The organism is Paenibacillus woosongensis, assembly GCF_009725165.1.
In the GTDB taxonomy this organism is placed as follows: domain Bacteria; phylum Bacillota; class Bacilli; order Paenibacillales; family Paenibacillaceae; genus Fontibacillus; species Fontibacillus woosongensis.
Genome location: NZ_WNZW01000001.1, coordinates 50,993 through 75,967, shown reverse-complemented (window position 1 = coordinate 75,967; position 24,975 = coordinate 50,993). Strand labels below are relative to the sequence as shown.

Annotated in this window: 22 protein-coding genes; 14 read left to right on the top strand and 8 right to left on the bottom strand. The window is 50.3% G+C overall.

The genetic code is table 11. The features are described from left to right. Positions 1–32: 32 nt before the first annotated feature. Positions 33–1,283, bottom strand: a complete 1,251-nt coding sequence (locus tag GNP95_RS00405; protein ID WP_155608966.1) for a methyl-accepting chemotaxis protein — start codon at positions 1,281–1,283, stop codon at positions 33–35. 246 nt (positions 1,284–1,529) lie between these two features. Here GNP95_RS00405 and GNP95_RS00400 point away from each other — a divergent pair, with 246 nt between their 5' ends. The 4 genes from GNP95_RS00400 to GNP95_RS00385 are packed head-to-tail and all read left to right on the top strand — an operon-like array spanning position 1,530 to position 5,344. After that, positions 1,530–2,204: a helix-turn-helix transcriptional regulator gene (locus tag GNP95_RS00400; protein ID WP_155608965.1), complete on the top strand. Its 675-nt coding sequence runs from the start codon at positions 1,530–1,532 to the stop codon at positions 2,202–2,204. 46 nt (positions 2,205–2,250) lie between these two features. Continuing rightward, on the top strand, positions 2,251–3,426 hold the full coding sequence (locus GNP95_RS00395) for a MalY/PatB family protein (protein WP_155608964.1): 1,176 nt from the start codon (positions 2,251–2,253) through the stop codon (positions 3,424–3,426). Between the two features lie 20 nt (positions 3,427–3,446). Next, entirely contained in the window at positions 3,447–4,925 is a 1,479-nt protein-coding gene (gene nhaC, locus GNP95_RS00390) for a Na+/H+ antiporter NhaC (protein ID WP_155608963.1), read from the top strand. A gap of 29 nt (positions 4,926–4,954) precedes the next feature. Beyond that, the gene (locus GNP95_RS00385; RefSeq protein WP_155608962.1) at positions 4,955–5,344 is read left to right on the top strand and encodes a RidA family protein; all 390 of its coding nucleotides are present in this window, start codon (positions 4,955–4,957) and stop codon (positions 5,342–5,344) included. Between the two features lie 105 nt (positions 5,345–5,449). On the opposite strand, the gene GNP95_RS00380 is transcribed toward GNP95_RS00385, so the two are convergent. From GNP95_RS00380 to GNP95_RS00370, 3 genes are all read right to left on the bottom strand, one after another. Next, positions 5,450–7,885, bottom strand: coding sequence for a GH36-type glycosyl hydrolase domain-containing protein (locus tag GNP95_RS00380; RefSeq protein ID WP_155608961.1), 2,436 nt, complete (start codon positions 7,883–7,885; stop codon positions 5,450–5,452). 99 nt (positions 7,886–7,984) lie between these two features. Continuing rightward, positions 7,985–9,040, bottom strand: a complete 1,056-nt coding sequence (locus tag GNP95_RS00375) for a LacI family DNA-binding transcriptional regulator (RefSeq protein WP_155608960.1) — start codon at positions 9,038–9,040, stop codon at positions 7,985–7,987. A 128-nt stretch (positions 9,041–9,168) separates the two neighbouring features. Further along, entirely contained in the window at positions 9,169–10,050 is an 882-nt protein-coding gene (locus GNP95_RS00370) for a molecular chaperone DnaJ (RefSeq protein ID WP_155608959.1), read from the bottom strand. A 185-nt stretch (positions 10,051–10,235) separates the two neighbouring features. Between GNP95_RS00370 and GNP95_RS00365 the strand changes: the two genes are divergently transcribed. Continuing rightward, positions 10,236–11,498 (top strand): MFS transporter, encoded by a 1,263-nt coding sequence (locus GNP95_RS00365; protein ID WP_155608958.1) that lies wholly within the window; start codon positions 10,236–10,238, stop codon positions 11,496–11,498. Positions 11,499–11,561: 63 nt separating this feature from the next. Continuing rightward, entirely contained in the window at positions 11,562–12,566 is a 1,005-nt protein-coding gene (locus GNP95_RS00360) for an aldose 1-epimerase (RefSeq protein WP_155608957.1), read from the top strand. A 124-nt stretch (positions 12,567–12,690) separates the two neighbouring features. Here the strand turns inward: GNP95_RS00360 and GNP95_RS00355 are convergent, their stop codons facing one another. Next, positions 12,691–13,044, bottom strand: coding sequence for a LytTR family transcriptional regulator DNA-binding domain-containing protein (locus GNP95_RS00355; protein WP_155608956.1), 354 nt, complete (start codon positions 13,042–13,044; stop codon positions 12,691–12,693). Positions 13,045–13,223: 179 nt separating this feature from the next. On the opposite strand from GNP95_RS00355, the gene GNP95_RS00350 reads away from it, so the two are divergent. After that, a complete protein-coding gene (locus tag GNP95_RS00350) occupies positions 13,224–14,306 on the top strand; it encodes a lactonase family protein (protein ID WP_330163202.1) in 1,083 nt (360 codons plus the stop codon). Positions 14,307–14,508: 202 nt separating this feature from the next. Further along, positions 14,509–15,588, top strand: a complete 1,080-nt coding sequence (locus tag GNP95_RS00345) for an AI-2E family transporter (RefSeq protein WP_155608955.1) — start codon at positions 14,509–14,511, stop codon at positions 15,586–15,588. Between the two features lie 453 nt (positions 15,589–16,041). On the opposite strand, the gene GNP95_RS00340 is transcribed toward GNP95_RS00345, so the two are convergent. Next, a complete protein-coding gene (locus tag GNP95_RS00340; protein ID WP_155608954.1) occupies positions 16,042–16,551 on the bottom strand; it encodes a hypothetical protein in 510 nt (169 codons plus the stop codon). Between the two features lie 158 nt (positions 16,552–16,709). Between GNP95_RS00340 and GNP95_RS00335 the strand changes: the two genes are divergently transcribed. The 6 genes from GNP95_RS00335 to GNP95_RS00310 all read left to right on the top strand — a co-directional run bounded on the left by GNP95_RS00335 (position 16,710) and on the right by GNP95_RS00310 (position 23,537). Continuing rightward, positions 16,710–17,735 (top strand): FUSC family protein, encoded by a 1,026-nt coding sequence (locus tag GNP95_RS00335; RefSeq protein WP_330163200.1) that lies wholly within the window; start codon positions 16,710–16,712, stop codon positions 17,733–17,735. Positions 17,736–17,778: 43 nt separating this feature from the next. After that, on the top strand, positions 17,779–20,121 hold the full coding sequence (gene helD, locus GNP95_RS00330) for an RNA polymerase recycling motor HelD (protein WP_155608953.1): 2,343 nt from the start codon (positions 17,779–17,781) through the stop codon (positions 20,119–20,121). Positions 20,122–20,200: 79 nt separating this feature from the next. After that, a complete protein-coding gene (locus GNP95_RS00325; protein WP_155608952.1) occupies positions 20,201–21,445 on the top strand; it encodes an MFS transporter in 1,245 nt (414 codons plus the stop codon). Positions 21,446–21,587: 142 nt separating this feature from the next. Then, entirely contained in the window at positions 21,588–22,268 is a 681-nt protein-coding gene (locus GNP95_RS00320) for a thioredoxin domain-containing protein (RefSeq protein ID WP_196427024.1), read from the top strand. A gap of 136 nt (positions 22,269–22,404) precedes the next feature. After that, the gene (gene rpiA, locus GNP95_RS00315) at positions 22,405–23,076 is read left to right on the top strand and encodes a ribose-5-phosphate isomerase RpiA (protein ID WP_155608950.1); all 672 of its coding nucleotides are present in this window, start codon (positions 22,405–22,407) and stop codon (positions 23,074–23,076) included. A 17-nt stretch (positions 23,077–23,093) separates the two neighbouring features. Further along, positions 23,094–23,537: a GNAT family N-acetyltransferase gene (locus GNP95_RS00310; protein WP_155608949.1), complete on the top strand. Its 444-nt coding sequence runs from the start codon at positions 23,094–23,096 to the stop codon at positions 23,535–23,537. Positions 23,538–23,640: 103 nt separating this feature from the next. Here the strand turns inward: GNP95_RS00310 and GNP95_RS00305 are convergent, their stop codons facing one another. Both GNP95_RS00305 and GNP95_RS25650 read right to left on the bottom strand, forming a co-directional pair. Continuing rightward, the gene (locus GNP95_RS00305) at positions 23,641–24,312 is read right to left on the bottom strand and encodes a tetratricopeptide repeat protein (RefSeq protein ID WP_155608948.1); all 672 of its coding nucleotides are present in this window, start codon (positions 24,310–24,312) and stop codon (positions 23,641–23,643) included. Between the two features lie 137 nt (positions 24,313–24,449). Beyond that, positions 24,450–24,968, bottom strand: coding sequence for a hypothetical protein (locus GNP95_RS25650; protein WP_196427023.1), 519 nt, complete (start codon positions 24,966–24,968; stop codon positions 24,450–24,452). Positions 24,969–24,975: the final 7 nt, after the last annotated feature.

Genomic DNA, 24,975 nt, shown 5'->3' with positions numbered 1-24,975 from the left:
CTTGGGCCATGGCTTTTTTGTTGCATTCACGTCTAGAATTTGAAAATATGTATCGTTTTTTGCAGCTGAAAAACCGCATTTTTCATGGCTTCCGTTTCTTCCGCCATCTTCTGGATGGATTGGATTTGCTCATTCATCGAAGCCGATACCTGCTCCGTACCTGCAGCTGACTGTTGGGTAATCGCTGATATGTTCTGAATGGACTGGGAAATATGCTGCGCGCTGTCCAGCATGCTCTCGCTTTCTCTGGAGAAGGCTTCGATTTGTTCGGAAATATACTGCACGCTTTGCACGATTTGCGCAAAAATTTGCTCAGCTTCCCGGATCATCAGGTTTTGCTGCTGTACGACCTCTTCGTTAATTTTAATGTTGTGTCCGGCCAGCTTCACATCATTTTCAATGCTCCGAACGAGGTTGAACACCTCTTTCGTTGAAGCGGTGGATTCTTCCGCCAGCTTGCGGACCTCATGGGCGACGACAGCGAAACCTGCGCCATGCTCTCCTGCTCTAGCCGCTTCGATCGAGGCGTTGAGCGATAGCAGGTTGGTCTGCTCGGCGATTTCCGAAATCGTAGCTGTAATGCGTGTAATGCCCTGGGCGTTGATGGAGAGCGCGTTGATCGACTCCGCGACCTTCTGTGTCGCATCAATATTGCGGCGCATCCCTTCGGCCTGCCTGGAGACGGATTCCCGCCCCTTCTCGACGAGCTCCAGCGTATCGCGGGAACGTTCATTCATTTCTTTGGTAGAGTCGGTATAATTGCTGACCTTATCTTCGATCTGACGGATGGACTCCGTCATGTCGCTGACATCCTCGGAAATCTCGTTGGCTCCAATCGCCAATTCGTTGGAGGATTGGGCCACCTGGCCCATAACGTGAATGAGCTCTTCGTTCCTGTCCGAAATAGCCCGGCTGGAATCCATGACTTTACGGGTAATTTCGGAGGTCTCCTGCAAAATTTTGCGAAGCCTGTCTATCATGCTGTTAAAAGTTCGGCTTAAATTATCCATGCCTCCCGATTCATTGATCCGGCTAGTGAAGTCGCCCTTGGCAATCTTAGCCGAGGCGTTGGAGATGTCATCGAACGATTCCGTAAGCGCTTTCTGAACATAGCGAGTTAGAGGGATGGTAAGCGCCCCCAGAATGGCAACCAAGACGATCCCCGTCAATAAGTGGCCCTGTAGAATGAACAAAATCAGCGTCGGTATTCCGAAAAGGGCGGCGATGCAGTAGCAGGCTGCTGAAATCTTTCCGCCAAGGGGAAGTCTGTTGAACCATGACATAAGAATGATGCCCTCCTTAATAAAAATAGGATGTTTATCCCATTATATCATCCGAAAGGCCAAGGGGATATATCGATTTTCGAGATATTGGCAGAATAGATGGCGGATATTGGCAGGTATTTCAATTAAAAAATACTTGAAAACGCTTAAGGTATATTTTATGATGAAATTAGATAATAAATTATTATCAAGATAAGAAAATTATTATCAATCGAATTAAGAAAAAAGTGAGAGTAGGGGATACGCATGGAAGCAACGCGGCTGCTGCTGGAGTCCTATTTTCCGATAGCTTCTTTTATCGCGGCCATTGTCGGTCCAAAATGCGAAGTGGTCGTTCATGATATCAGCGATCCGGAGCGTTCGATCATTTTCATTGAAAATGGACATATCAGCGGCCGTAAAATTGGAGACGGTTCTACGGATCTGGTGCTCAAAATATTAAAGGGGGAGGCATATCGGGATAGACATTATATCGTTAATTACAAGGCCACCGGCCCTCGGGGACAGCAGTTCAGATCCTCAACATATTTCATTAAGAATACCGAGGGGACGCTGGTAGGCTTGATGTGCCTGAACATCGATATTACACATATGGAGGTTGCAGCCGAGTGGATCAATCATGTGCTGCAGGGCGGTTCGCTTACGCTTCCGGTGCCTATGGACGTGGCTTCCGAGGACAAACCTCAGGAATCGGAATTTCTGCAAGGCAATGTGGATGATTTGCTGCAGCATATTATTAACAATGCCCTGAGCAAAATGAATCTGCCGATCGACCGTCTGTCCTCGAATGAGAAAATCGAAATCGTGAAAGAATTGAATGAGCAGGGAGTATTCTTGCTTAAAGGGGGCGTCTCCCAGGTTGCGAGCGCGCTATCGATCTCTGAGCCTACAGTGTATCGTTACCTGCAAAAGCTGAGATAGACGGGGAGGACACTTGCCCAGTAATGGACATCAAGGAGGAAGCAGGATGGAATACAACTTTGATGAAGTCGTTTCACGCATAGGGACGAACAGTGCAAAATGGGATGGTCTTGTTGAGTCGTTTGGCGAGGACATGCTTTCCCTATCGGTGGCCGATATGGACCTGAAAGCCCCGCCTGCAGTCGTGGATAAGCTTGAAACATTCGCAAAACATGGAATTTACGGTTATACGGATGCGTTTGCTTCCTATTACCATGCAGTGCAGGGTTGGCTGGACCGTTCCTATCATTGGCAGGTGCCGCAGGAGTGGATCGTGTTCTGTCCACGAATCATACAGGCTGTATCCTTGGTCATTCAGCAGTTCACAAACGAAGGAGACGCCATTCTTATTCATACGCCTGTTTATCAGCCTGTCGCTAAAGCGGTTACTTTAAACCATCGCGTGCTGGTAGAAAGTCCGCTGAAGCTCGCTGCCGGGCGTTATGAAATTGATTTCGAAGATATGGAACTGCGCATGCAGCAAGGGGTAAAAATCGTGCTGCTAATTTCGCCCCACAACCCGGTTGGACGCGTATGGACGAGAGCGGAACTGGAGCGGATCGCTGCTTTGTGCATCAAGTATGACGCGCTGATCGTCTCCGACGATATTCACGCCGATTTTATCCACGAAGGGCATGAACATACTGTCATTGCCAAGCTGTCGGAGGAAATCGCCCAGCGCAGCATCATCTGTACATCCCCAGGTAAGACCTTTAACCTGGCAAGCCTGGAGATTTCCAATATCATCATCCCTAACGAGACAATCAGGGAGCGATTCAAGCAGGCCTTGCAGCAGGCCGGCATTCATAACCCGACCTTTTTCGCGGTACCGGCTTTGGAAGTGTCTTATACCGCATGTGATGATTGGCTTGAGGAGCTGCGAAAATATTTAAGAGGCAATATGGCTTATGCCAAGGCGTTCATCCAAGATCATATGCCGGAACTAACGGTGATTGAACCGGAAGGTACTTACCTGTTATGGATCGATTGCCGAGCTGTCGATCGGGCGGAAAGCGGTTTAAAGCGCTGGATTGAACAAGCAGCACGGGTGAGCGTAAGCTTCGGGTGCTCCTTTGGGCCAGAGGGCGAAGGCTTTATTCGCATTAATATAGCTGCGCCGCGCAGCGTGCTTAAAGAAGCTCTGAAGCGGATGGCTGCAGCCTATCCATTGAAGAAGACCTAATATTAGGAGGAAAATACATCATGAGCAAGCAGAGCATAAACCCTAATGTAAAACAACCGACATTATTTTTGGCCCTACTTCCGATATTGACGATGGTGCTGCTCCTCAGCTTGGGCTATGTCATGTTTGAACTGCCGCCTGAGCCGTTAATCATTGCATCTACGGTCGTAGCCGGCTTGATCGCCATTAAGCTGGGGTACAGGTACGATGATATTCTGGAATCGATCGCTCAAAAAATAGCCAAGACGATGCCAGCGATCCTGATCTTGATTACAGTTGGTTTTATGATCGGGGCATGGATGGCCGGCGGAACGATTCCGATGATGATCTATTATGGCCTCAAAATTATTAACCCGCAATTTCTATTGATTACAGCGTTTCTCGTAACATCCGTAGTTTCAGTTTGTACGGGTACTTCCTGGGGCTCCGCCGGAACGATCGGGGTAGCCTTTATGGGCGTTGGCGCCGGGATGGATGTCAACTTGGCGGCTGTGGCAGGTGCAGTAGTCGCAGGCGCGTATTTCGGCGACAAACTGTCTCCGCTTTCCGACACGACAAATATTGCTGCATTATCCACAGGCGTTAATTTGTACGAGCATATCGGCCATTTGCTGTATACGACGCTGCCCTCGTTTGTCGTTGCCAGCATCGTCTACGTCATTACCGGGCTTAACGCGAACGCTGCAGGTGCTGTAGTGCCAGAGAAGGTTGGTACGATCATGTCGACCTTGGATACGATTTTTGACTGGAATCTGCTGCTTCTGGTTCCTGTACTCATTGTTTTATACGGATCGATCACGAAGAAGCCTACGATTCCGGTCATGCTGTTTTCATCCTTTTTCGCGATGGCCAATGCGATGATCTTCCAGGGCTTTACCCTGCATGATGTTGTATCTTCAGTGATCAACGGCTTTGATGTTGCGATGGTGCATGCTGCCGGATTTAATGCTGACACCGTTATTGCCGATATTCCGCGTCTTCTGAACCGCGGCGGAATGAACTCCATGATGGGGACGCTTCTCATCTGCTTTAGCGCGATTACGTTCGCCGGGACGATTAGCTTGACGAAATCCCTGGAGCTCATCGTCAACAAGCTGCTCAAATTCGTGCATAAGACAGGTTCGCTGATCGTTACGACCATCATCACCGGTTTGACGATGATCGGTGTGACCAGCAACGGTCAAGTATCCATCCTGATGCCGGGCGAAATGCTGCGGGAAGCTTATATCCGCCGCGGCCTGCATCCGAAGAACCTGGGACGGACGATTGAAGACTCTGCGACCATCATCGAACCAATCCTGCCGTGGACGGCTGCAGGTGCCTATATGGCAGGAACACTGGGTGTCGCGACACTAGACTATTTGCCTTGGGCGGTCCTGTGCTGGACGGGGATTTTCTTCGCTACGATTCTAGGTTTTACGGGCATCGGCATTGCCAAGCTGACGCCTGAACAGCAGCAAGAAATGCTGCAGGAGTATGACGCAGAGACAGCTAAATAAACAAATAGAGAAGAGGAGAGAGAAGATCAATGGAACAACAACAAGATAAGCAGGTAGTAGCGACAACAGAGGCGCCAGGAGCGATCGGACCGTATTCACAAGCAGTTCGTTTCGGGCATCTGCTTATCACGTCGGGACAACTCGGCATGGATGCGTCTGGCGTATTTCCGGCAACGGTGGAAGAGCAGACGAAGCGCTCTTTGCTTAATGTGAAGGCGATTCTGGAAGCGGCAGGATACGGGATGAAGGATGTTGTGAAGACAACTGTATTCTTGAAGGACATGAACGATTTCGGCGCCGTTAACGCAGTCTACGCGGAGTTCTTTGCCGAGCCATATCCGGCGCGCAGCGCCGTCGAGGTGGCACGGCTGCCGAAGGACGGTCTGGTTGAAATTGAAGTGGTTGCGGCCAAGTCCTAAATTTTAATAGCAGCAGACAGTCTAACAAGCAACAGCCCTCTATCCTTTGACAGGATGGAGGGCTGTTTATTATTTATCAATGATACAACGATAAGAGCTGCAAGCTTAGCCAAGCACAACCTCAACCTGATGCGTGCGGCCATCGCCGATTGGAGCGATAATATTGCCTTCAATAGCTTTACCGTCGACCGTGATGCTCTTCACGCCTTTGGACACATGGCTTGGGTTTTTGATGGAGATTTCAAACGTATCTCCGCGGAATACGCGGGTGACCTGCAAGCCATTCCAAGAAGAAGGAATGCACGGATCAAGCTTCAGGCCGTCAAACTCTGGCTGAATGCCTAGGATGGCCTGCGTAATCGCTACATAGTTCCATGCTGCTGTTCCGGTCAGCCAAGAGTTCTTCGCTTCCCCGTGATTCACCGCGTCTTTTCCTGCGATCATTTGCGAATATACGTAAGGCTCCGTCCGGTGAATATCGCTGATCTCCTCGAGGTAAGCCGGAGCAATTTTGGAGTAAACTTCAAATGCGCGGTCTCCGTTGCCCAGTACTGTTTCCGCAATCATGATCCAAGGATTGTTGTGACAGAAAATACCGGCATTTTCTTTATATCCAGGCGGATAGGATGAAATCTCGCCCAGGTTCAGGTAGTACTTGGAATACGGCGGCTGCTGCAGAACGATGCCGTATTTTGTATCCAAGCGCTCCTCAACGGAAGTCATCGCCTTCTGAGCCAGACCTTCCTCGACGCCAATGCCGGCCATGACGCAAATGCCTTGCGGCTCAATGAAGATTTGGCCTTCCTCGTTCTCCTTGCTGCCGATTTTCTGGCCGTAGTGGTCATATGCCCGCAGGAACCAGTCGCCGTCGAAACCATGCTCCAGCGTAGTTTTACGCATCGCCTCCATGTGGGCTGCAGCTGTGGCAGCTTCTTCTTCCAAGCCGCGTAGACGGCACAGCTTCACGAAATCGGGAGCGACAAAGACGAACAGTCCGGCAATAAAGACGGATTCCGCCACACGTCCTTCAATATTGGCCGTCGTCTGGAACGATTCACCGGGCTCCTTGGAGAAGCAGTTCAGGTTGAGGCAGTCGTTCCAGTCGGCGCGGCCGATCAGCGGCAGGCCGTGAGGACCTAGGTTGTTGATGACATGGTAATAAGAGCGCTTCAAATGCTCGAACAAGGTGGCCGTATTGTCCGGATTGCTGTCGAACGGAACCTGCTCGTCAAGAATGCTCATGTCCCCGGTTTCTTTAATATAGGCGGACGTGCCAAGGATCAGCCATAGCGGATCGTCGTTGAAGCCGCTGCCGATTTCGTTGTTGCCCTTTTTCGTAAGCGGCTGGTACTGGTGATAAGCGCTGCCGTCCTCGAATTGGGTGGCCGCGATATCGAGAATCCGTTCCCGGGCTCTTTCCGGAATTTGATGAACAAAGCCGAGCAAATCCTGGTTTGAATCCCGGAAGCCCATGCCGCGTCCGATGCCGGATTCAAAATAGGAGGCGGAACGGGACATGTTGAACGTAACCATGCACTGATACGGATTCCAGATGTTCACCATCCGGTTCAGCTTATCGTCGTCGCTTTGAATTTGATATTTGGACAGCAGGCCGTCCCAATAGGAAGCAAGCTCCTGCATAGCACGATCGACATCCTCGTCAGTCGCAAACCGTTCGATCATCGCTAGCGCCGGCTTCTTGTTGATGATGCCCGGAGCTTCCCATTTCTCATCCTCTTCGTTTTCAACGTAACCAAGAATGAAGATGAGGCTCTGTTCTTCGCCTGGAGCGAGGGACAGCTTAACTTCATGGGAGCCGATCGGCGACCAGCCGCTAGCGATCGAATTCGTTGCCTTGCCTGCAGTGACGGCCTGCGGTTCATGAAGGCCGTTGTACAGGCCTACGAACGATTCGCGGTCCGTATCGAAGCCGTCGATGCGGCGGTTGACAGAGTAGAAGGCATAATGGTTTCTGCGCTCGCGATATTCGGTTTTATGATAAATGACGGAATCCTGCACTTCGACTTCCCCGGTGCTTAAGTTACGCTGGAAGTTCGTCATGTCGTCCTGGGCGTTCCAGAGACAGAATTCGGCGAAGGAGAAAAGGGATACGTCTTTGGCTTCGGTCCCCGTGTTCCTGACGGTAAGGCGGTGCACCTCGCCCTGGTAGCCAAGCGGAACGAAAGCCAGCTGTGTCACCGAGATGCCTCCCCGCTCCCCGGTAATGCAGGTATAGCCAAGTCCATGGCGGCATTCATAGAAGTCAAGCTCGCGCTTGACCGGCATCCAGCCTGGCGTCCAGAAATCGCCGTTATCGTACAGATAGTAGTAGCGTCCGCCCGTATCTAGTGGAATGTTGTTGTAGCGGTAGCGGGTAATCCGGCGCAGCCGGGCGTCGCGGTAGAACGTGTACCCTCCGGCCGTATTGGAGATCAGGCCGAAAAATTCCTCGTTGCCAAGGTAGTTGATCCAGGGATAAGGAGTTTGCGGGGTGTTAATGACATATTCCTTGCGTTGATCGTCAAATGTTCCGAATTTCATAGATAATCGCTCCTTTCATTTGTGAACGCGCGTTTATTTTATTGCAAAAGACATCCTCTCTCAGGATGGAGAGGAGTCTGTGTTACTTTACTAAGGCTACTAGGGCGCCAGCGGTTTGCAAGAATCCCTCGTTACCAGCCGTGTTGGAAAGCTCAGTGTGCTGAAGCCCGTCTGCTCGCCGCTGCAAATACGGATTATCAAATCCACCGCGGCTTTGGACATTTCCTCGATCGGCAGGCTGACTGAAGTCAGCTTGGGATGGACGCGAGAGGCCAGCTGCACATCGTCGAAGCCGATGATGGACAGATCGTCAGGAACCGAGATGCCCCGCTCTGCAAAGGCCTCCATCGCTGAAATCGCCATGTCGTCGTTCGAACTGAGCAGGGCGGTGGGCAGCTCTTCCCCGGAATCCAGTAGATCCATTACAGCTGCATACGCTTGCTCCTTCAGGAAATCACCTTGCAGGATGCTGCTCTTCACGATTGGCAGACCATGCTTAAGCAGCGTATCCTCGTAGGCCATGTAGCGCTCGCGGCCGGAGTAAGTGTTCATCCGTCCCTGAATGATGCCGATATGTCGGTGGCCGAGTCCTATGAGATATTCCATCGCCTCCACGGTGCCCTCGTAGTCGTTGGAATTGATAATGGCTAAATGATGCTTGTCGAGACGTTCAGCCGTAATTTCCGCAATGTCGTAATCGATGAGGACGAGCGGGGCGCCTTGCCCGACCATTTCCCGTACGAGCTCGATGTCCTTCTGAGTGCCGACGAGAATGCCGCCGTCGATTCGTTTCTGCTGGAAGGCCTGCTTTACTTTTTGAAAGTCGTTCCGTGAATAGACCGTATGAATCAGCACGTAGAACCCCCGGGCGTTGGCCGTATCGACCACTAAATCGACGATAGGGGCAAAGTAGCTGTTCTGGTATATTCGACGGGCATTTTCCTTCTCGTTCATGCTGATTGCAAACAGGCCGATTGTATCGGTACGTTTGCCGGCGAGGGCGCGGGCAAAGCTATTCGGCTCATAATGATGCCGTTCAATGACCTCAAGCACCTTGGCCCGGGTAGCCTCCGGGACGTTTGGGTAATTGTTGATGACGCGGGATACGGTGCTGCGCGATACCCCGGCCAACTTAGCGATATCTTCGCTGCGCATATTCATCACTCTTTCTGTAAACGCGCGTTTATGACACTATCATAAATGAAGCTCAAAGATAAATCAATCGTAAAAAAACATGACAAAAAAGCACGAAGCGTGAAGCCGCCCCGTGCCGATGATACCTGCTATTTCATATGTTCCAGATAACGCTCGATGAATAATATTACATTGTCATACCGTTCCTCATTCCAGCCTACCGCCGCGATCATTTCTTTTTTGAGTAGCGGAAGCTGTTCTGACAGCTCGCTGGATGTCAGGTCAATGGCATATACTTGGGGCTCCGGATCCTCTTCTGCTTGCGCGCGAAGCGCAGCATGATCGGGAAGCACGGGGCTTAATATACCTTCGCTCTCCGCTTGGAGGTTCTTGAAACCGCCGCCGCCGGAAATCCAATCAAAGGTCGGCTTATCGATAACATATAAGTCAGGTTTTTCAGTAGCGATGACGGCCATTGCCTTTTGCCGGTAGACCATTTCGCCCTGCTCAGGGACGTAAGTGATTTGCAAATCTACACGGTTCCATTCGGGAAACTGCTTGAGTATCGCCTGCTCCAGCGCTTCTTCTCCGTTATTCGCTTCATCTACCGCGAAATTGCCAATCAACAAAATGGATAGATCAAGAGGGGGCAGTGCCGCGATTCGTTTCTGCTCCGCGCGGTAATCCGCGAAGGCGTTAATACCAAAAATCAGCACGACAACCGCAATGATCCCAACGATGACATGCGTTCTATAAACACGGAAGAAGTCGTCGATTTTCTCTGCCGTTCCTGCGAATTTTCCCCATTTGGCGAATCTGTCCCGGCTCATTTGCTCAATTTTGCGCTGATCCTCATGCTCGGTAATCAGCTTGTAGGCCCGCAGCGAATGCTCGTATTCGCTGTTCGCTTCATCGCCTCCTTTACGGGAACGAGATTTGCGCAGCACCATGTCGAAAGCTTGTTCTACTTCTTCTCTGGAAGCGTTCTCGGACAGGCCGAGCTGTTCGTATGCCTTTTTCAAATCGTCCATGCCAAAATCTCCTCTGTTTCCTCTCATTATGTATAGAAAGTGTATGGAAAGAAACCCATGTATTTATTATACTGTTAATTTGGAACGAATGGAAATTTGGCTGCTAACACGGTAAAAGGGAGTGATTTGCCGAATATTTGGTTGGGTCCGCGGTTGGGGAATAGGAATTAGAAGGAGTGTCATCATTGAGGGAGAGCTTGAAACTGAAGTTTTATACGCGACGCAAAACGTCTCTCCAGCGTAGAAACCTAGCTATTGCGACCTGGGAAGGTTTTCCCGCTGTCATATTTCAAACCCTGCTGGGCGGTCAATTTTTGACGGGTTATTTGCTCTATTTAGGAGCCACGTCCGGACAGCTGGGGTTCGTGTTGGCTATTACGACCTTTGTGAATATTGCTCAAATCGCTGTGGCGTTTCTAATTCAGCGGCTGACGAGCCGGAAATGGGCTTTGGTATTATTCATTGCCATACACCGGATTTTATGGGCGTTTACGGGGCTTGTCCCGTTTCTGTTCCCTAAATCGTACTGGGTTAGCGCATTTATCGTATTTTATGTCACGGCATGCCTTTTTAACACAGTCGGAGGGATGCTGTGGAATTCGCTGATCAGCGACATTGTGCCGGCACGTGTGCGGGGCCGGTATTTCGGCATCAGGAACACGCTCCTGAATGCAGTTGGAACCCTTACGATGTTCACTGGCGGCATGATTCTGGACCGGTTTCCGGAAAGCCAGGGCTTTCTGTATTTGTATATCATCGTTTGGGTATGCATTATCGCCAATATCATTATGTTCATGTTCTATCCGGATGTGACGTTCGAGCGCTCTGTAGAGAGCAAATTTCTGCCGATGCTGCGCAAGCCGCTGCAGGACAAATCTTTTATTAAAGCAACCCTGTTTCTAGCCGGCTTCCTGTTCTTGCAGAACCTGGTGGTGCCGCTATACTCCTACGTGATGCTCGAGCTGCTGAAAATTAACTATCAGACAATATCCCTGCTTAACGTCTCGCAAACACTGATGATGATGTCGAGCTTCTATATTTGGGGAAATCTGAATGCAAGATACAGCAACAAGCGCTTGCTGTATTGGACGCTGCCGATTATTGCAGTCTCGATCATGAGCTGGGGCATGCTGTCGGTATTGCCGCAGCTGCCGGTGCTGTTCGCGGCCCATATGCTGTTCGGCGTTGGTGTCGGCGGTTTTAACCAGCTGGCGTTCAATTTCATGATCGGGGATACGCCCAAAAGCGAACGGCCGATGTATATGGCGATGTATTCGGCGATTACGGGAGTTGCCGCTTTCTTCGGACCGCTGCTTGGAGGCAAGGTTTATGAATGGATCGCGAACTGGCCGCGATGGATTCAGGTATTCGGGATGCAGCTAGGTGTCGCTGCGGCGATGATCGTCCTGGCACTCGTGCTTGGCCGGCGAATTCTTCGCGATGCTTGATGTGAACCCCGGTTTGATAGATACTGTTATTACCTGCTTAATTATTGAAGGGAGAGTAATTAAATGACGCAACTCAAAGCTTATGAAGGCATGTATCAAGGCGAAAAGGCCATATGGCTGCAGGCTGGAAAATACGAAGCGGTGCTTGTTCCGAATGTTGGCGGGAACCTGATCGCTTTTCGTGATAACGAAAGCGGTTTCCGCTTTCTGCGTGAGCCGGCTGAATCGGAGATGGATGAATTCCGCGGCAATCCGGGAGTATACGGGATTCCTGTTCTTTTCCCGCCAAACCGTTATGAAGACGGCAAGTTTCCCTGGAAAGGCAAGACCTACCAATTCCCAGTCAACGAGGAGGCTACGGGCAACCATCTGCACGGGTTCCTACATACAATTCCCTGGGAGGTAGAAGAGTTCGGCAGCACCCAGCAGGAAAGCTACGTTGTCGCCAAGGTTAGCGTAGATGAAGCGCACGAGATCTATCGTTACTTGCCGTTCAAATTTACCGTTCGCCTGAAATATACGCTGGGTGAGGATGGGTTGGCGCAGCATGTGTTCGTACGCAATGACGGCGGGAACGAGATGCCTTGTCTCCTGGCCTTCCATACTGCTGTTAACGCTCCGTTCGCAGCGGAAAGCAAGGCCAGTGATTACAAGATGAAATTTACGATTGGCGAGCGGTGGGAGCTGAACGAACGGATGCTGCCGACAGGGAAGCATATGCCGCTGAGCGCTGAGGAAGAAGCGATGAAGAAGGAAGGGGTGTATCCTTTCTTTACTTCGCTGGACAATCATTATACCGCAGTGCCGCAAAACGGCAGAAACCGCATGGAGCTGACGGATTCCAAGCTGAGTCTGACGCTCGTGTACGACGTAGGAACATCCTATAAGCAGTGGATGATCTGGAACAACGGGGGCCAGGAAGGCTTCTTCTGCCCTGAACCGCAGATCAATTTGGTGAATGCGCCTCATGTTGGCCTGCCGGCCGATGAGATCGGGCTGTTCAGCCTGGCGCCAGGCGAAATTTGGGAGGAGTCCGCAAGATTGTATGTGAAGAAGGCGGCGAAATAATCATCTAGCAGCAGGCCGCAAGGCTTATATAAACTATATAACACAGCAAAAAAGCAGCGCTGTTCCCACGTCAAAGCGGGAAATCAGGCTGCTTCTTTGTTTGGTCTGATGGAACGGCGGCAGTTTACCCGACTTCAGCTACACTTTCGTTCCGCTCGGGAAGAAGGCGCTTGATCTGCTCCAAATTTCTTCTTGGCACATTGATCGTCTTGATGCCATGAATATGATCCCTGAATAGCAGTACGTTGTCCTGGATGTCCGTCACCTTGTGCAGGTTGACGTAACAGTTGGTGCTTACGCGGTAGAAAGAGGGGTCTGAGATTAGTTTTGAGGTTTGGTCAGCAGATAGTCTCTTTTTTATACTGTAGTTTCTGCCGTGGAAACAAACTAAGCCATGACCTCCTACTTTGAAGAAATAAGCGTCATGTGGATCAAGGGCCTCGTAGACGTTCTTCTCCTCTAGTCCGACATTCATCATTCCAAAATCCCCCTTTAGATGATGTTGTGGAAGCGCTTGCAGTATAACATATTTTTCGCGGTTTGTGTAGTACTTAGGCTTAAATTTTAAATATTCCCAGCAATTGCGGGACTGGACATTTACCTGAAAGTACGGAAGAATAGGAAGACAAGATGTTATAGAGAAGGAGTGTGACCATCGTGTCAGAACAACAACGACTATTGTTATACATAGGATCCTATGCCGAAGCTGCTGATCCGGGGCTTTACGTGGTGGAGATGAACCCTGCAACGGGCGAGCTGACTCGTCTTGGCGAGGCTGCCGGGCTGAAGAACCCGACCTTTCTAAAAGTGGATGCTGCCGGCAGGAAGCTGTACGCCATTTCGGAGACGAAGACCTCTAGTGATGAGCGGATCGGCGAAGTCGCGAGCTTTGCGGTTGATCCGGCTGCGGGCACTCTGACGGAATTGAACCGGATACTTACGCTGCAGCCGTCTACATCGCATATCGAGCTTGAACCGCAGAGACGCTATGTCGTCGTCTCCGGTTATCATGGAGGCAATGTGGGCCTCGTTCGCCTGCTAAGTGACGGGCTAGCCGGCGAGCAAACGGACGAGCGGCAGCATGAAGGAAAAGGCGCAGACCCGGTGCGGCAGGATCGGCCGCATCCGCATTCCGCGCTGTTCACCCCGGACAGCCGTTATGTTCTCGTCGCCGACCTGGGGCTCGACAAAGTATTCGTGTATCGGCTTGATGAACAAGACGACAAGCTGGTGCTTCACAGCGAAGCGAAAACGGCGCCGGGCGCGGGACCACGCCATCTTGCATTCCACCCGAACGGCAAGTGGCTGTATTCGATCAATGAAGTCAATTCCTCGCTTACGCTGTTCGCCTTTGATGCGGACGCAGGAACGCTTGAGGCGATAGACGCGGTGCCGACTTTACCGGAAAGCTACGCCGGGGAGAACACAACGGCGGAGGTGGCCATTTCCCCAGACGGGAAATTCCTGTACGGCTCCAACCGGGGCCATGACAGCCTCGTCGTCTTTGCCATCGATCAGGGCAGCGGCAAGCTGAGCCTGGTTCAGCATATTTCCAGCGAAGGCGGGCATCCGCGGCACTTCGCTTTGACTCCTGCAGGTGATTATCTCGTAGCGGCTAACCGCGATTCGGATAATTTGGCCGTATTCCGTATAGACAAGAGTACGGGAGAATTGGAATTTACGGGACAAACCGCGAATGTATCGAAGCCGGTCTGCGTGCAGCCCGTTTTGTTCAAGTAATGATCTGCTTCAGTCCTGTCCAGCTTCATGTGGACAGGACTGTTTGCATTGTTAACAGTAATTTTACGAAAAAACAGTTCTCGCTTACTTGCTTTCACTGGTATGCTGACTTAAGATAAATTCAAGGAAGTTCGTTCGGAAGATGCCGTAATTCCTGATACGTCGTTAGATAGTCTATTATCAAAGGAGCAGGTCGCTTATAATGACTTTTTTTAGAGAGCTATTTCAAATTGCGGGTTTCCGCAGGTTTCTTGCTTTGCTTTTCGTCATTCTAGTCCTCTACTTTTCGCGAAGCATGCTGAACATGCTGCTGATCACCTTCATCCTAACCTATCTGATCAACCGTCTTCATAATTTCATTACGCGCAATGTTGATAAAGTCGTCAAAATTAACCGGAGCATTACGATTTTATTTATATATGCCGTAATTTTAACCTTGCTTGTCACGACCGTGTATTACTATCTGCCTGTATTTTTGGAGGAGTTCAATGATCTCGTCAATCAGGTCATTTCGTTCTATGATAATCCCCCAACGAATTTGCCTGACAACGTCCTGCTGAATTTCCTAGTGGATTCGTTAAAAGAAATTGATCTGTCCAAGTATGTTGGCAACGGCTTTAACTTCCTGCTTAAGACCGTATCTGATATCGGGAAGTGGAGCCTGAATCTGTTTATTGCGATCATACTCAGCTTGTTCTTCCTGCTCGAGAAGGAGAAGGTCACGAACTTTACGGCCAGATTCAAAGAGAGCCGTGCGGGGTTCCTATTTAATGAGCTGGAGTATTTCGGCAAAAAATTCGTCGCTTCCTTTGGTAAAGTGATCGAGGTTCAGTTCTTGATTGCTACTGTGAATGCCATCCTGTCCACGATCTTTCTGTGGATTTTCGGATTTCCGAATCTGGTGGCCATCGGCATCATGATTTTCATCCTCGGGCTGATTCCGGTGATGGGCGTTATTATTTCCTTGATTCCGCTTTGTGCGATTGCCTTCAAAATCGGCGGGCTGATCAAAATCGTCTATGTTCTTGTTATGATCGCGGTTGTCCATGCTTTCGAGGCTTACTTCCTCAACCCGAAATTTATGTCGAACAAGACGCATTTGCCGATATTCTACACGTTCATGATTTTGCTCGTATCGGAGCATTTCTTTGGCGTATGGGGGCTAATCGTCGGCGTGCCGGTATTCATCTTCCTCCTGGATATATTAGAGGTTCCGGTGGGAAATGGAGCCGCCAAACCGAAAAAGCGGAAGAAAGCCGCCGTCAAAGGAGCGGGGCGCTGATCCAGGACGGCTCTATTGCCATCAGAACTGGAGTGCCATTTGCAAAACGAGGACGGCATAATGAAGTGCCTCTCATACTAATAGCTGAGCAGGGAAAAGCAGCTTGGTTCGGTTGCGGTATTAGGTAACTGAACGTTGAAGAGCTAGGCAACACTGTTGCTGCGAAGCTTGATGTGCCAAAAGGCTGGGTAACAGCGTGAAAGCACTTATTGGGAGTCAGTCAAACTCAAACTCACTCACTCCACTTTAGCGATATAGCGGAACCCAGGTCCATTAGACATTACAAATAATAAAGTTAATGAAGCGGCCTTTGTCCTGATTTCCATCGGACTAAAGGCCGTTTAGCTATGTTCTTTTTTAGATAAGCTAAATGCTCCCCTTTTAGTAACAGCTTTAAATTATTACCTGTTTACTAGTTGGGGAGCATATCACTTTAAGCTAATCCGCTTTGTGTCATAGAATCGTGTTATTGCTGCGATACTCTGTAACGGGGTGTTCTTTGCTTGAGCTTTTCCAAGTACGGTTAACGATTTTTTTCAGCTTGACTGGGAGCTCCATTTTCATTGCTGCCGCCTTTTCCGGGCTGAGCCTGCCATCGGCAGCGGCTTTATCGATATGACCCGTAACGACTGCCGCCAGCTTTTGTACGTATTCAGCCTCGCTCCAGCCCTTGCGGGCTTGGACGACTTGGAGCAGGGATTTGCCTTGCTTCAGATCTTCGATAAGCACCTTTGGCTCAACGTCCAGCAGTTCAGCCGTATCCTTGACGACATGCCCGCCCCGGAAATGGCCTTTGTGATGATGGCGGGGCTGATGCTGCTCCTTTCCGCCGCCCGGTAAAGCTTGGGGAATCGGCGTTGGTTCCTGATAGGCCACCGTGGTTTCAGCGGCAGCGGCATAGCCGCCAATCGCTATGATGGCCGCCAGGAAACCTTTCTCCAGTAGTTTGCGTATGTGTCTCATAGACAATTTTCACCTCATCGTATAGAATGATTGGGTCTTTCTCTCATGTAGTTTTGACCAAAAAACGAAAGCTTATCTTAAAATTACTTAAAAATTGAATCCAACGAGGAATTGGGTAAAATGAATTAAGGAACGGAAAGGGAACAGGAGGAGTTTGTGTGACGTTTGGACCCAGAATGCTCAAAACCGGACTTGCTGTAACATTAGCGCTTTATGTAGTTTTCTGGTTTGGCCTGTCGTCGCCCGTTATCGCTGCGGTTGCTGCTATTTTTGCGATGCAGCCGACGATATACCGCTCATGGCGGTATTTGCTCGATCAATTGCAGACGAATACGCTTGGCGCGGTGCTCGCTATGGCAGGAGGAGCAATGTTCTCGAATGAACCGATTGCGGTCGGACTTGTATGCATCCTTGTCATTATGATCTGTATTCGCCTGAAGATGAACGAGACGATCGGGGTTACGCTCGTAACGGTCGTTGCGGTTATGGAGGCATCAGGTCAATGGGAATTCGCGATTACCCGGTTTACGCTCATATTGATTGGCATCGTCTCCGCATTCCTCATTAATATTCTCGTCTTTCCGCCAAAACCAAGGGTGCAGTACGATAGCCAGACCAAGAAGACGTTTGAGCAATTATCCATTCTGCTTCGCACGGCGATATCCAGCGAAATGAAGGAAAGCGTGTTCCGCAATCAGAAGCGCGAGCTTGAAGACACGATAAATTCGATGGGTGATACGTATAAAATGATGGAGGAAGATCAGAAGAAATTGAAAGCCCCCAAATTCAGCAACAGCCGACAGCTCGTCGTTTATAAACAAATATTACGGACGCTTCGCAAAGGCTATGAGGTGCTGGACGCCATCGAACAGCATTACTTTCAGGCGGAACGTTCGCCGGAGGACAACGAAGCCTTCGATATGCATCTAGAGAGGCTTATCAAATTCCACGAGCATATTATGCTGAAGTTTGAGGGGAAGCTGAAACCGAATACCCGAGAAGCGGAGCTATTCGAACAGGAGAATGACAAGTTCCAGCGGAGTATGCTGGATCGTTATGCCGAGCAGCGGGAGGGCATTCTTCGATTATCCATCGTTTCGGCGGAAATATATGAATACGGGCACCAATTGCAGCGCCTGAACCGCCTGGCGGATCATTCCGATATGCCGAAGCCGGCATCGTAGGCAGAGCCGCAATTATTAAGTTAATGTAGAGGAGCGATCATCTTTGGATAGAACGGATAAGGCTTGGCAGGAAGAGCAGGAGCGAGTAGAATACGTTGCCGATCAAATTGAGAAGCGCATTCGCAGGCTGGAGTCGGAAGTGACGGTCGTCCGGGAGGATGTCGTCGGCATGCGCCGGGACTTCTGGGACGAAGTTACCGTCAACTTCAGTGAAGCGGATGATGTTGGCGAGACTTCGACGAGCTTGCGTCAGCAATCGCAGGTTCTATCCGACCGGGAGAGAAGTCATCTTCACGCTTCGGCAGCATTGGGAAAAATGAAGCGTCTCAAGCAGTCTCCATATTTCGGCCGCATCGATTTTGCTGAGAAAGGCGGCGAGGAAGAAGCGATTTACTTAGGAATTGCCTCCCTGCTGAAGGAGGGGGACGAAGAGTTTCTCGTATATGATTGGCGCGCGCCGATCTCCAATTTGTATTATGACGGTGTGCCGGGTCCAGCTTCTTACATGACTCCCTCCGGGCAAATCGAAGGCACGATGTCGCTGAAACGCCAATTCGTCATTCATGGGCGAGTCATTAAGCTTATGTTCGATACGGGAGTAACGATTGGCGACGAAATGCTGCAACAGGTGCTGAGCCGAAGCTCGGACGCGCAGATGAAGAGCATTGTGGCGACGATACAGAAGGAGCAGAACCGGATTATCCGTAACGATCACAGCCGAATGCTGATCGTTCAGGGAGCGGCGGGGAGCGGAAAGACTTCGGCCGCGCTGCAGCGGGTTGCTTATTTGCTGTATAAGCATCGCGAGCGTCTGAACGCCGACCAGATGATTCTTTTCTCTCCCAATCCGATGTTTAACAGCTATGTCTCTACCGTGCTCCCGGAGCTCGGCGAAGAGAATATGCAGCAGACAACGTTTCAGGAGTATCTGGAGCATCGTTTGGGCCGGGAGTTTCAGCTGGAGGACCCGTTTGTGCAAATCGAATACGTGCTGACCGGAACGGAGGATGAGGATTACAGGCACAGAATCAGCGGCATACGTTATAAATCGTCCTCGCTGTATCTGGATGCGGTGAACCGCTACAAACAATGGCTTGAGAAGAAGGGGATGAAATTCCGCCCGATCCGCTTCCAAGGCCAGACCGTCGTAGATGCCGAGGAGATCGCCCGGCAATTCTATGATTACGATCCGGCGATTACTTTGGCGAACCGTTGTGAACTGTTGAAGGAATGGCTGCTGAAGGAGCTTGCCGCATTCGGAAAAAGCCAGCTGGACGCCCCGTGGGTCGAGGAGCAGATCCAGCTTCTTGATGCGGAGGACTATCAGCGGGCCTATCAGAGAATGCGCCGGAAACAGAGGGGAGCCGGTACTTCGTTTAACGACTATGAAGACGAGAAGGAAATTCTCGGGCGGATGGTCGTTAGCGATCGATTGAAGCCGCTGCGCAGATGGGTGAAGACATTGCGTTTCGTCGACGTTACGACGCTGTATACACAGTTGTTCGATCATCCGGAAATTACAGCTGAGCTGGGGCTGGAACAATTGCCGGAGGATTGGCGCGAGATCGGACGGCAGACCGTGGACAGAATCCGGGCGGGTGAAATGTTCTACGAGGATATTACGCCATTTCTTTATTTAAAGGAACTTGTACTTGGCTTTCACTCCAATACGGACATTCGTCACGTCATCATTGATGAAGCCCAGGATTATTCGCCGTTTCAGCTGTTCTTCCTCAAAAGGCTGTTCCCGCGGGCGCGCATGACGGCGCTCGGCGACCTGAATCAGGCGATTTACGCCCATGCCTCGGTGCTGCAGCAGTCGGCGACGCTGACCGATCTGTACGGCACGGCGGAAAGCGAGCTTATCGTGCTGAAGCAGAGCTACCGGTCCACTCGCGAAATCGTCGAATTTACGAAACAGATGATCGCTGGAGGCGAGGAAATTGTTCCCTTCAACCGCGAAGGCGAAAAGCCGCTGGTAAGGGTGCTTCAGAACCTGGAGGACATGGATCGCGAGATCAAGCGGGATCTTCTGTCTTTGCGTGCTGACGGTTACGAGACGATTGCGGTCATCTGCAAAACGGCTGAGCAGAGCGAGAAGGTGCATGAAATGCTGGCCCAGGCTCTGCCCGTCAAGCTAATCAAAAAAACGACGCTTTCGTTCGAGAAGGGGATCCATGTTATACCTGCATATCTGGCAAAGGGCGTGGAATTTGACGCTGTGCTCATTTATGACGGTTCGAACCGCAACTACACCAAAGAGGCAGAGCGTAAACTGTTCTATACCGCTTGTACGAGAGCGATGCATTTGCTGCATGTGTATTCGGCGGGCGAGCCAAGCCGATTCATTACGGAGAGCGACCCGTCGGCCTATATCCAGGCTTAGGCAGGACAGTCCGAATATATTTTCACTTTTCAACCACACTAACATTGTATATCGTGTGTTGAAAGGTGGCCAAATAAGGATGGATAACAAAAAAGGTGATTTGTTCGCCCTAGCTTCCATACCGTTGATCATGACTTTAGGCAGTTCAATGATTATTCCGATATTGCCCCAAATTTCCCGCAAGCTGCAGGTTTCATCGTTCCAGGTCAGCATGCTCATTACGGTATACGCGGTTGTCGCGATTTTGCTCGTGCCAATCGCCGGCTACCTTTCCGACAAATTCGGCAGGAAAGTGATTATCATTCCAAGCCTGGTCATCGCCGGTATCGGCGGTGCGTTATCTGGAGTGGCCAGTTGGTTTGCGGAGGGGACGACGGTTTACTGGATCATTCTGGGCGGCCGCTTGCTGCAGGGTATCGGTGCTGCGGGTGCTTTTCCCATTGTTCTCCCCCTTGTTGGCGATATGTTTGACGATGACGAACAGGTCAGTCATAGTCTTGGAATTATCGAGACCTCCAATACGTTTGGCAAAGTGCTCAGTCCGATTCTGGGGGCGTTGCTTGGCGCCTGGATTTGGTATGTGCCGTTTTTGGCGATTCCTGTATTGTGCTTTGCTTCCCTGCTGCTCGTAATTTTTCTGGTTAAGGAACCGGAACGGAAGGAAGAGGCCAAGCCCATTGGCGAATTCTTGAAGACGGTGAAGAAGCTGTTCCATGAGAAGGGGCGCTGGCTTTACGCTATTTTTGCCATCGGCTGTATTTGTATGTTCCTGGTGTTTGGCGTGCTCTTCTACCTATCTGAGCAGCTTGAGACCAAGCATAGGCTGGAGGGGGTATTAAAGGGGCTGGTGCTGGCGATCCCGCTTGCTGCGCTGTGCCTTGCCGCCTACTTTACGGGGAAAAAAATCGGCAATGACAAGACGTTGATGAAGTGGTGCGGGGTTGTAGGATTGGTTTTGTCCACAGGTGCTCTTTTTGGCATTGGCTTTTTTAACAATATTTATTTTGTTATCGCTTGTCTGATCGTGTGCGGCGCGGGCATCGGCATAGTTCTTCCGAGCTCCGATGCTCTCATTACGGAAGGGATAGAGAAGCCCCTGCGCGGCACAATTACGTCTATCTATGGTAGCATGCGTTTCATCGGTGTTTCATTAGGGCCGCCGATCGTATCGCTGCTCATAAAAGCAGGGCATATGACGCTGTTCTTTGTGATCGCGGGCGTGTCGCTTGTGGCGGTGATTCTGCTGCTGACACTGGTCAAGCCAGAAACAGATAATGAACAAGGCAAAATGAAAAAAGCACCTCGTCCCGCACACCAGCCTTAAAGTGCAAAATATTCACATAATATCAATAAATAGACTTATATATTGTTAGAATTATCATATATCCGCCTCGTCAAGCTGTGTACAATCCTTGTACAATCGAACAATCCAAGATTATTCGATGATAATGCGAGGGGGAATAGTGATGAAGAAGAACAATCGGCAGCTTGGCTTTGTAACGCTTGGTGCAATAGCTCTGCTGGCCGTAGCCATAGTAATCTTCACTAGCTTGAAGGATAGCAGACCGACAACGGAGTTTCCTGATTTCGATCAGGTTTCGGTTAAGTTTAGCCCAACTGGGTTTAATGAAGCAGAGCAGCCCTACATCGGCGACAGGAACGCTCCTGTGGTGATTGTTGAATTTTCTGACTACAAGTGCCCGGCTTGCAAAAGATGGAATGAGGAGGTTCTTCCGGAGCTGAAGCAGGAATACTTGGATACGGGCAAAGCTGTATTGTATACGATCGATTATCCTTTTTTGGCGCCGGACTCCAATCTCGCAGCATTAGCTGGTGAGACGCTGTATCAGCAGAACCAAACATATTTTTGGACGTATCATGCGAAGATGAGCGAGCTGCAAGGAAAAAAGGACGACATTTGGGCAACGAAGTCGTTCATTCTCGATTTGGTACGCACTTATATTCCCGAAGCGGACATTGAGAAATTCGAGCAGGATTTGGACAACCGTACATACAGCGCCAATGTCAAAAAAGACCTCATGATCGTCGAGCATTATCAGGTGAGTGGAACGCCGACGGTGTTCGTCAACGGAAAAGAGGTCGAAGATGCTTCTTTTTCCGGCATCCAAGCCGCGATCGAGAACTAAGAACTTTTATTGCAGAACAGCAGGTTCACATCATGGACTTGCTGTTCTTTTTTGCCTCATAGTTTGGTATGATGTAATCGTGATTTTTATCGAACAGGCTATATCATAGACAGGGACATGATCAGGAGGGGTAACCATGAATGCAAAACAAGCGGCGGGCTACCGTGCAGCAGAATTGGTAAAGGAAGGGATGACGGTTGGACTCGGAACGGGATCGACGGCATATTACGCGATCGAGAAAATCGGCGAAATGGTTGCAGCCGGGCTTAGCATCCGGGCGATCGCTACATCCAAAGCTTCGGAAGAACTCGCTGCTAAATATAATATTCCGCTTATTCCTGCGGCCGAAGTTGACCGGTTAGATATCGCGATTGACGGCGCGGACGAAGCAGACCCGGATATGGCTCTTATTAAGGGTGGCGGCGGCGCTTTGCTGAGGGAGAAACTGGTAGCGCTTCAAAGCGACCGGTTCGTCGTTATTGCCGACAGCAATAAGAGAGTGGAGCACCTGGGGCAATTCAAGCTGCCGATTGAAATCGTGCCTTTTTGTTACGAATGGACACTTCGCCTGCTGCAGAGCCGTTATAATGTGCCGATTGAAATGCGGATGAACGGCGACAAGCTTTATGTTACGGATAACGGCAACTATATCGCCGATGCGGCTTTCGGCAAGATCGAATCGCCGGGCAAGCTGAGCGATGAGCTAAAGGCAACGACCGGGGTCGTAGAGCACGGCTTGTTTGTGGGCATCGCCAGCACGGTCATCATTGGCTATGACGACGGACGCACGGAGATTATTGAGAAGTAGGAAGGATGGTGCCTGGCATGCTTATAGACGTTAAACCGCGAATCGCCAGCGAAGAAGTTCGGGAGCTGCTTGAATATGCGGTTCATGGCGATGAGGAAGAGCTGAGCCAAGCGGTGAAGCAGTATGCAGCGGACAGCGATTTCAAGCTGCTTGCTTACGAAGAAGAAGAAGAACAGTACATCGGCATCATCGGCTACCGCAGCGAAGACAACGGCGTGCTGGAGCTGCTGCATCTCGCCGTTCATCCGGAGGACCGGGGAATGGGGTACGGCCGGGGGATCATTCTCGATGCTATGGTGCTTGAACGGCCTGCTGTCGTTTTGGCAGAGACCGATGAGGACAGCGCTGATTTCTTCCGCAGTATCGGCTTTCAGGTGACCGGATTTACGAAGTATCCCGGAGGACCGGAATATTTTCGCTGCACCTACGAGACGGAAGAGAACGAAGAAGATTTCATGTAATTGGGGGAACAAATAGGAGGCATACATGGGCGAAAATCCGTGTATGCCTTTTTCACGTAAAGAAGCTATTGAAAAGTATAAACTGAGGTTCAGGACATTTTGATTATCGGGTCAGATTTTTAAAATAGCTTCTCCAGACCCATTTCCGTTCGTCGCGTTTTTTGTATCTGGGCAGGGACCGGTAAATCGCGATCGCTTCCTCCCAGGAACGCTTGGCTTCTTCCGTCCGGTTCAAGGATTGGTATAGGCTGCCTAGCAAATAATACGCTTCACTGGAAGAGGAGTAATGCTCGCCGAACTGCTTGGCGTACTGCAGCGCTTTTTCCGGGTTCTTCTCGCGGAAGGCGAAGGCCAAGCTAAGGTAGGGCTGCCCGTATTTGACGCGTTCATTGATGGATAGAGCCTGAAGAACATGCTGTTCTCCTTCTTCCAATTGGCCCATTCCCAACTGGGCCTCGCCTAAATCACTCCAGAACTCTGCTGAGGATTCGGATGAAGACTTGGCTTCTTGAAGAAGGTTATAGGCTTCTTCGAACTTTCTTTGATCCAGCAGAAGCCGGGCCAGCTCCCGTTTTGAGGAGACGTCGAAGGCGTTAACAGCTAGCTGCTGCTTCAAGCGGGCAATTTGGCGCGATCTGCGAAACGGCTTGGTGAAGCTGGGGAAAATGCCGACGAAGCGCCTGTCCAGAAAGTACAAAATGACCAGAAATATAAGCAAAGAAAGGAATACATTTCCTGTCAGCCAGGAAAGAATGATGAGAATTAGAAATTTCATGTTCTCCTCCGTTGGTAAGATTATTTTCCAATTATACCACGAAAGGTATGCAGCTGTAGTTGGTGAGACAGCAGGCGGGAGAAAGAATATAAAAAGGCAGATCAAGATTTCTTGATCTGCCTTTTTGAGTCTTATTATTATTGGTAGCTGCGCGTTTGGGAGCCTTGCCCTTGTCCCGATTGTCCGATTTGGCCCATGGAAGAACCGGAGGGGGATGAACTGAAGTTTCCTTGACCGAAGCTGCCTTGCTGCCCGTAGCTTTGCTGTCCGTAGTTATGCTGACCAAAGCTCTGCTGTCCGAAGCTAGGCTGGCCAAAGCTCTGTCCGCCGATGGAACGTTGGCCGATTCCGGATTGACCAAAGCTGGAAGGATTACTGAAATGGGACACGCCGGAACCTACGATGTTCTCGAGCTGCCCAGCCAGCTGCGAAATTTGCTGGTATTGATGCATTGCCGTTTGATGACCTTGCAGTGCAGACTGAATCGTTTGAGCAGTTTTACGCTCGCGTTGGGCGATTTCTTCAAGCTGCATCGCGTTTTGCTGCTCCTGTTCGAGAAGCTGCTGATACATAGCCGAGGCTTGGCGGGTTTGTTGTTCCAATTGCTGAATGGTTTGTTCGATTTGACGAATTTGATGGTTTACGTTTTGATTCATGCTGGTA

Coding starts and splice junctions, on each gene's coding strand:
- GNP95_RS00405 (WP_155608966.1), bottom strand. CDS start 1,283: ATGTCATGGTTCAACAGACTTCCCCTTGGCGGAAAGATTTCAGCAGCC.
- GNP95_RS00400 (WP_155608965.1), top strand. CDS start 1,530: ATGGAAGCAACGCGGCTGCTGCTGGAGTCCTATTTTCCGATAGCTTCT.
- GNP95_RS00395 (WP_155608964.1), top strand. CDS start 2,251: ATGGAATACAACTTTGATGAAGTCGTTTCACGCATAGGGACGAACAGT.
- nhaC (WP_155608963.1), top strand. CDS start 3,447: ATGAGCAAGCAGAGCATAAACCCTAATGTAAAACAACCGACATTATTT.
- GNP95_RS00385 (WP_155608962.1), top strand. CDS start 4,955: ATGGAACAACAACAAGATAAGCAGGTAGTAGCGACAACAGAGGCGCCA.
- GNP95_RS00380 (WP_155608961.1), bottom strand. CDS start 7,885: ATGAAATTCGGAACATTTGACGATCAACGCAAGGAATATGTCATTAAC.
- GNP95_RS00375 (WP_155608960.1), bottom strand. CDS start 9,040: ATGCGCAGCGAAGATATCGCTAAGTTGGCCGGGGTATCGCGCAGCACC.
- GNP95_RS00370 (WP_155608959.1), bottom strand. CDS start 10,050: ATGGACGATTTGAAAAAGGCATACGAACAGCTCGGCCTGTCCGAGAAC.
- GNP95_RS00360 (WP_155608957.1), top strand. CDS start 11,562: ATGACGCAACTCAAAGCTTATGAAGGCATGTATCAAGGCGAAAAGGCC.
- GNP95_RS00355 (WP_155608956.1), bottom strand. CDS start 13,044: ATGATGAATGTCGGACTAGAGGAGAAGAACGTCTACGAGGCCCTTGAT.
- GNP95_RS00345 (WP_155608955.1), top strand. CDS start 14,509: ATGACTTTTTTTAGAGAGCTATTTCAAATTGCGGGTTTCCGCAGGTTT.
- GNP95_RS00340 (WP_155608954.1), bottom strand. CDS start 16,551: ATGAGACACATACGCAAACTACTGGAGAAAGGTTTCCTGGCGGCCATC.
- GNP95_RS00325 (WP_155608952.1), top strand. CDS start 20,201: ATGGATAACAAAAAAGGTGATTTGTTCGCCCTAGCTTCCATACCGTTG.
- GNP95_RS00320 (WP_196427024.1), top strand. CDS start 21,588: ATGAAGAAGAACAATCGGCAGCTTGGCTTTGTAACGCTTGGTGCAATA.
- rpiA (WP_155608950.1), top strand. CDS start 22,405: ATGAATGCAAAACAAGCGGCGGGCTACCGTGCAGCAGAATTGGTAAAG.
- GNP95_RS00310 (WP_155608949.1), top strand. CDS start 23,094: ATGCTTATAGACGTTAAACCGCGAATCGCCAGCGAAGAAGTTCGGGAG.
- GNP95_RS00305 (WP_155608948.1), bottom strand. CDS start 24,312: ATGAAATTTCTAATTCTCATCATTCTTTCCTGGCTGACAGGAAATGTA.
- GNP95_RS25650 (WP_196427023.1), bottom strand. CDS start 24,968: ATGAATCAAAACGTAAACCATCAAATTCGTCAAATCGAACAAACCATT.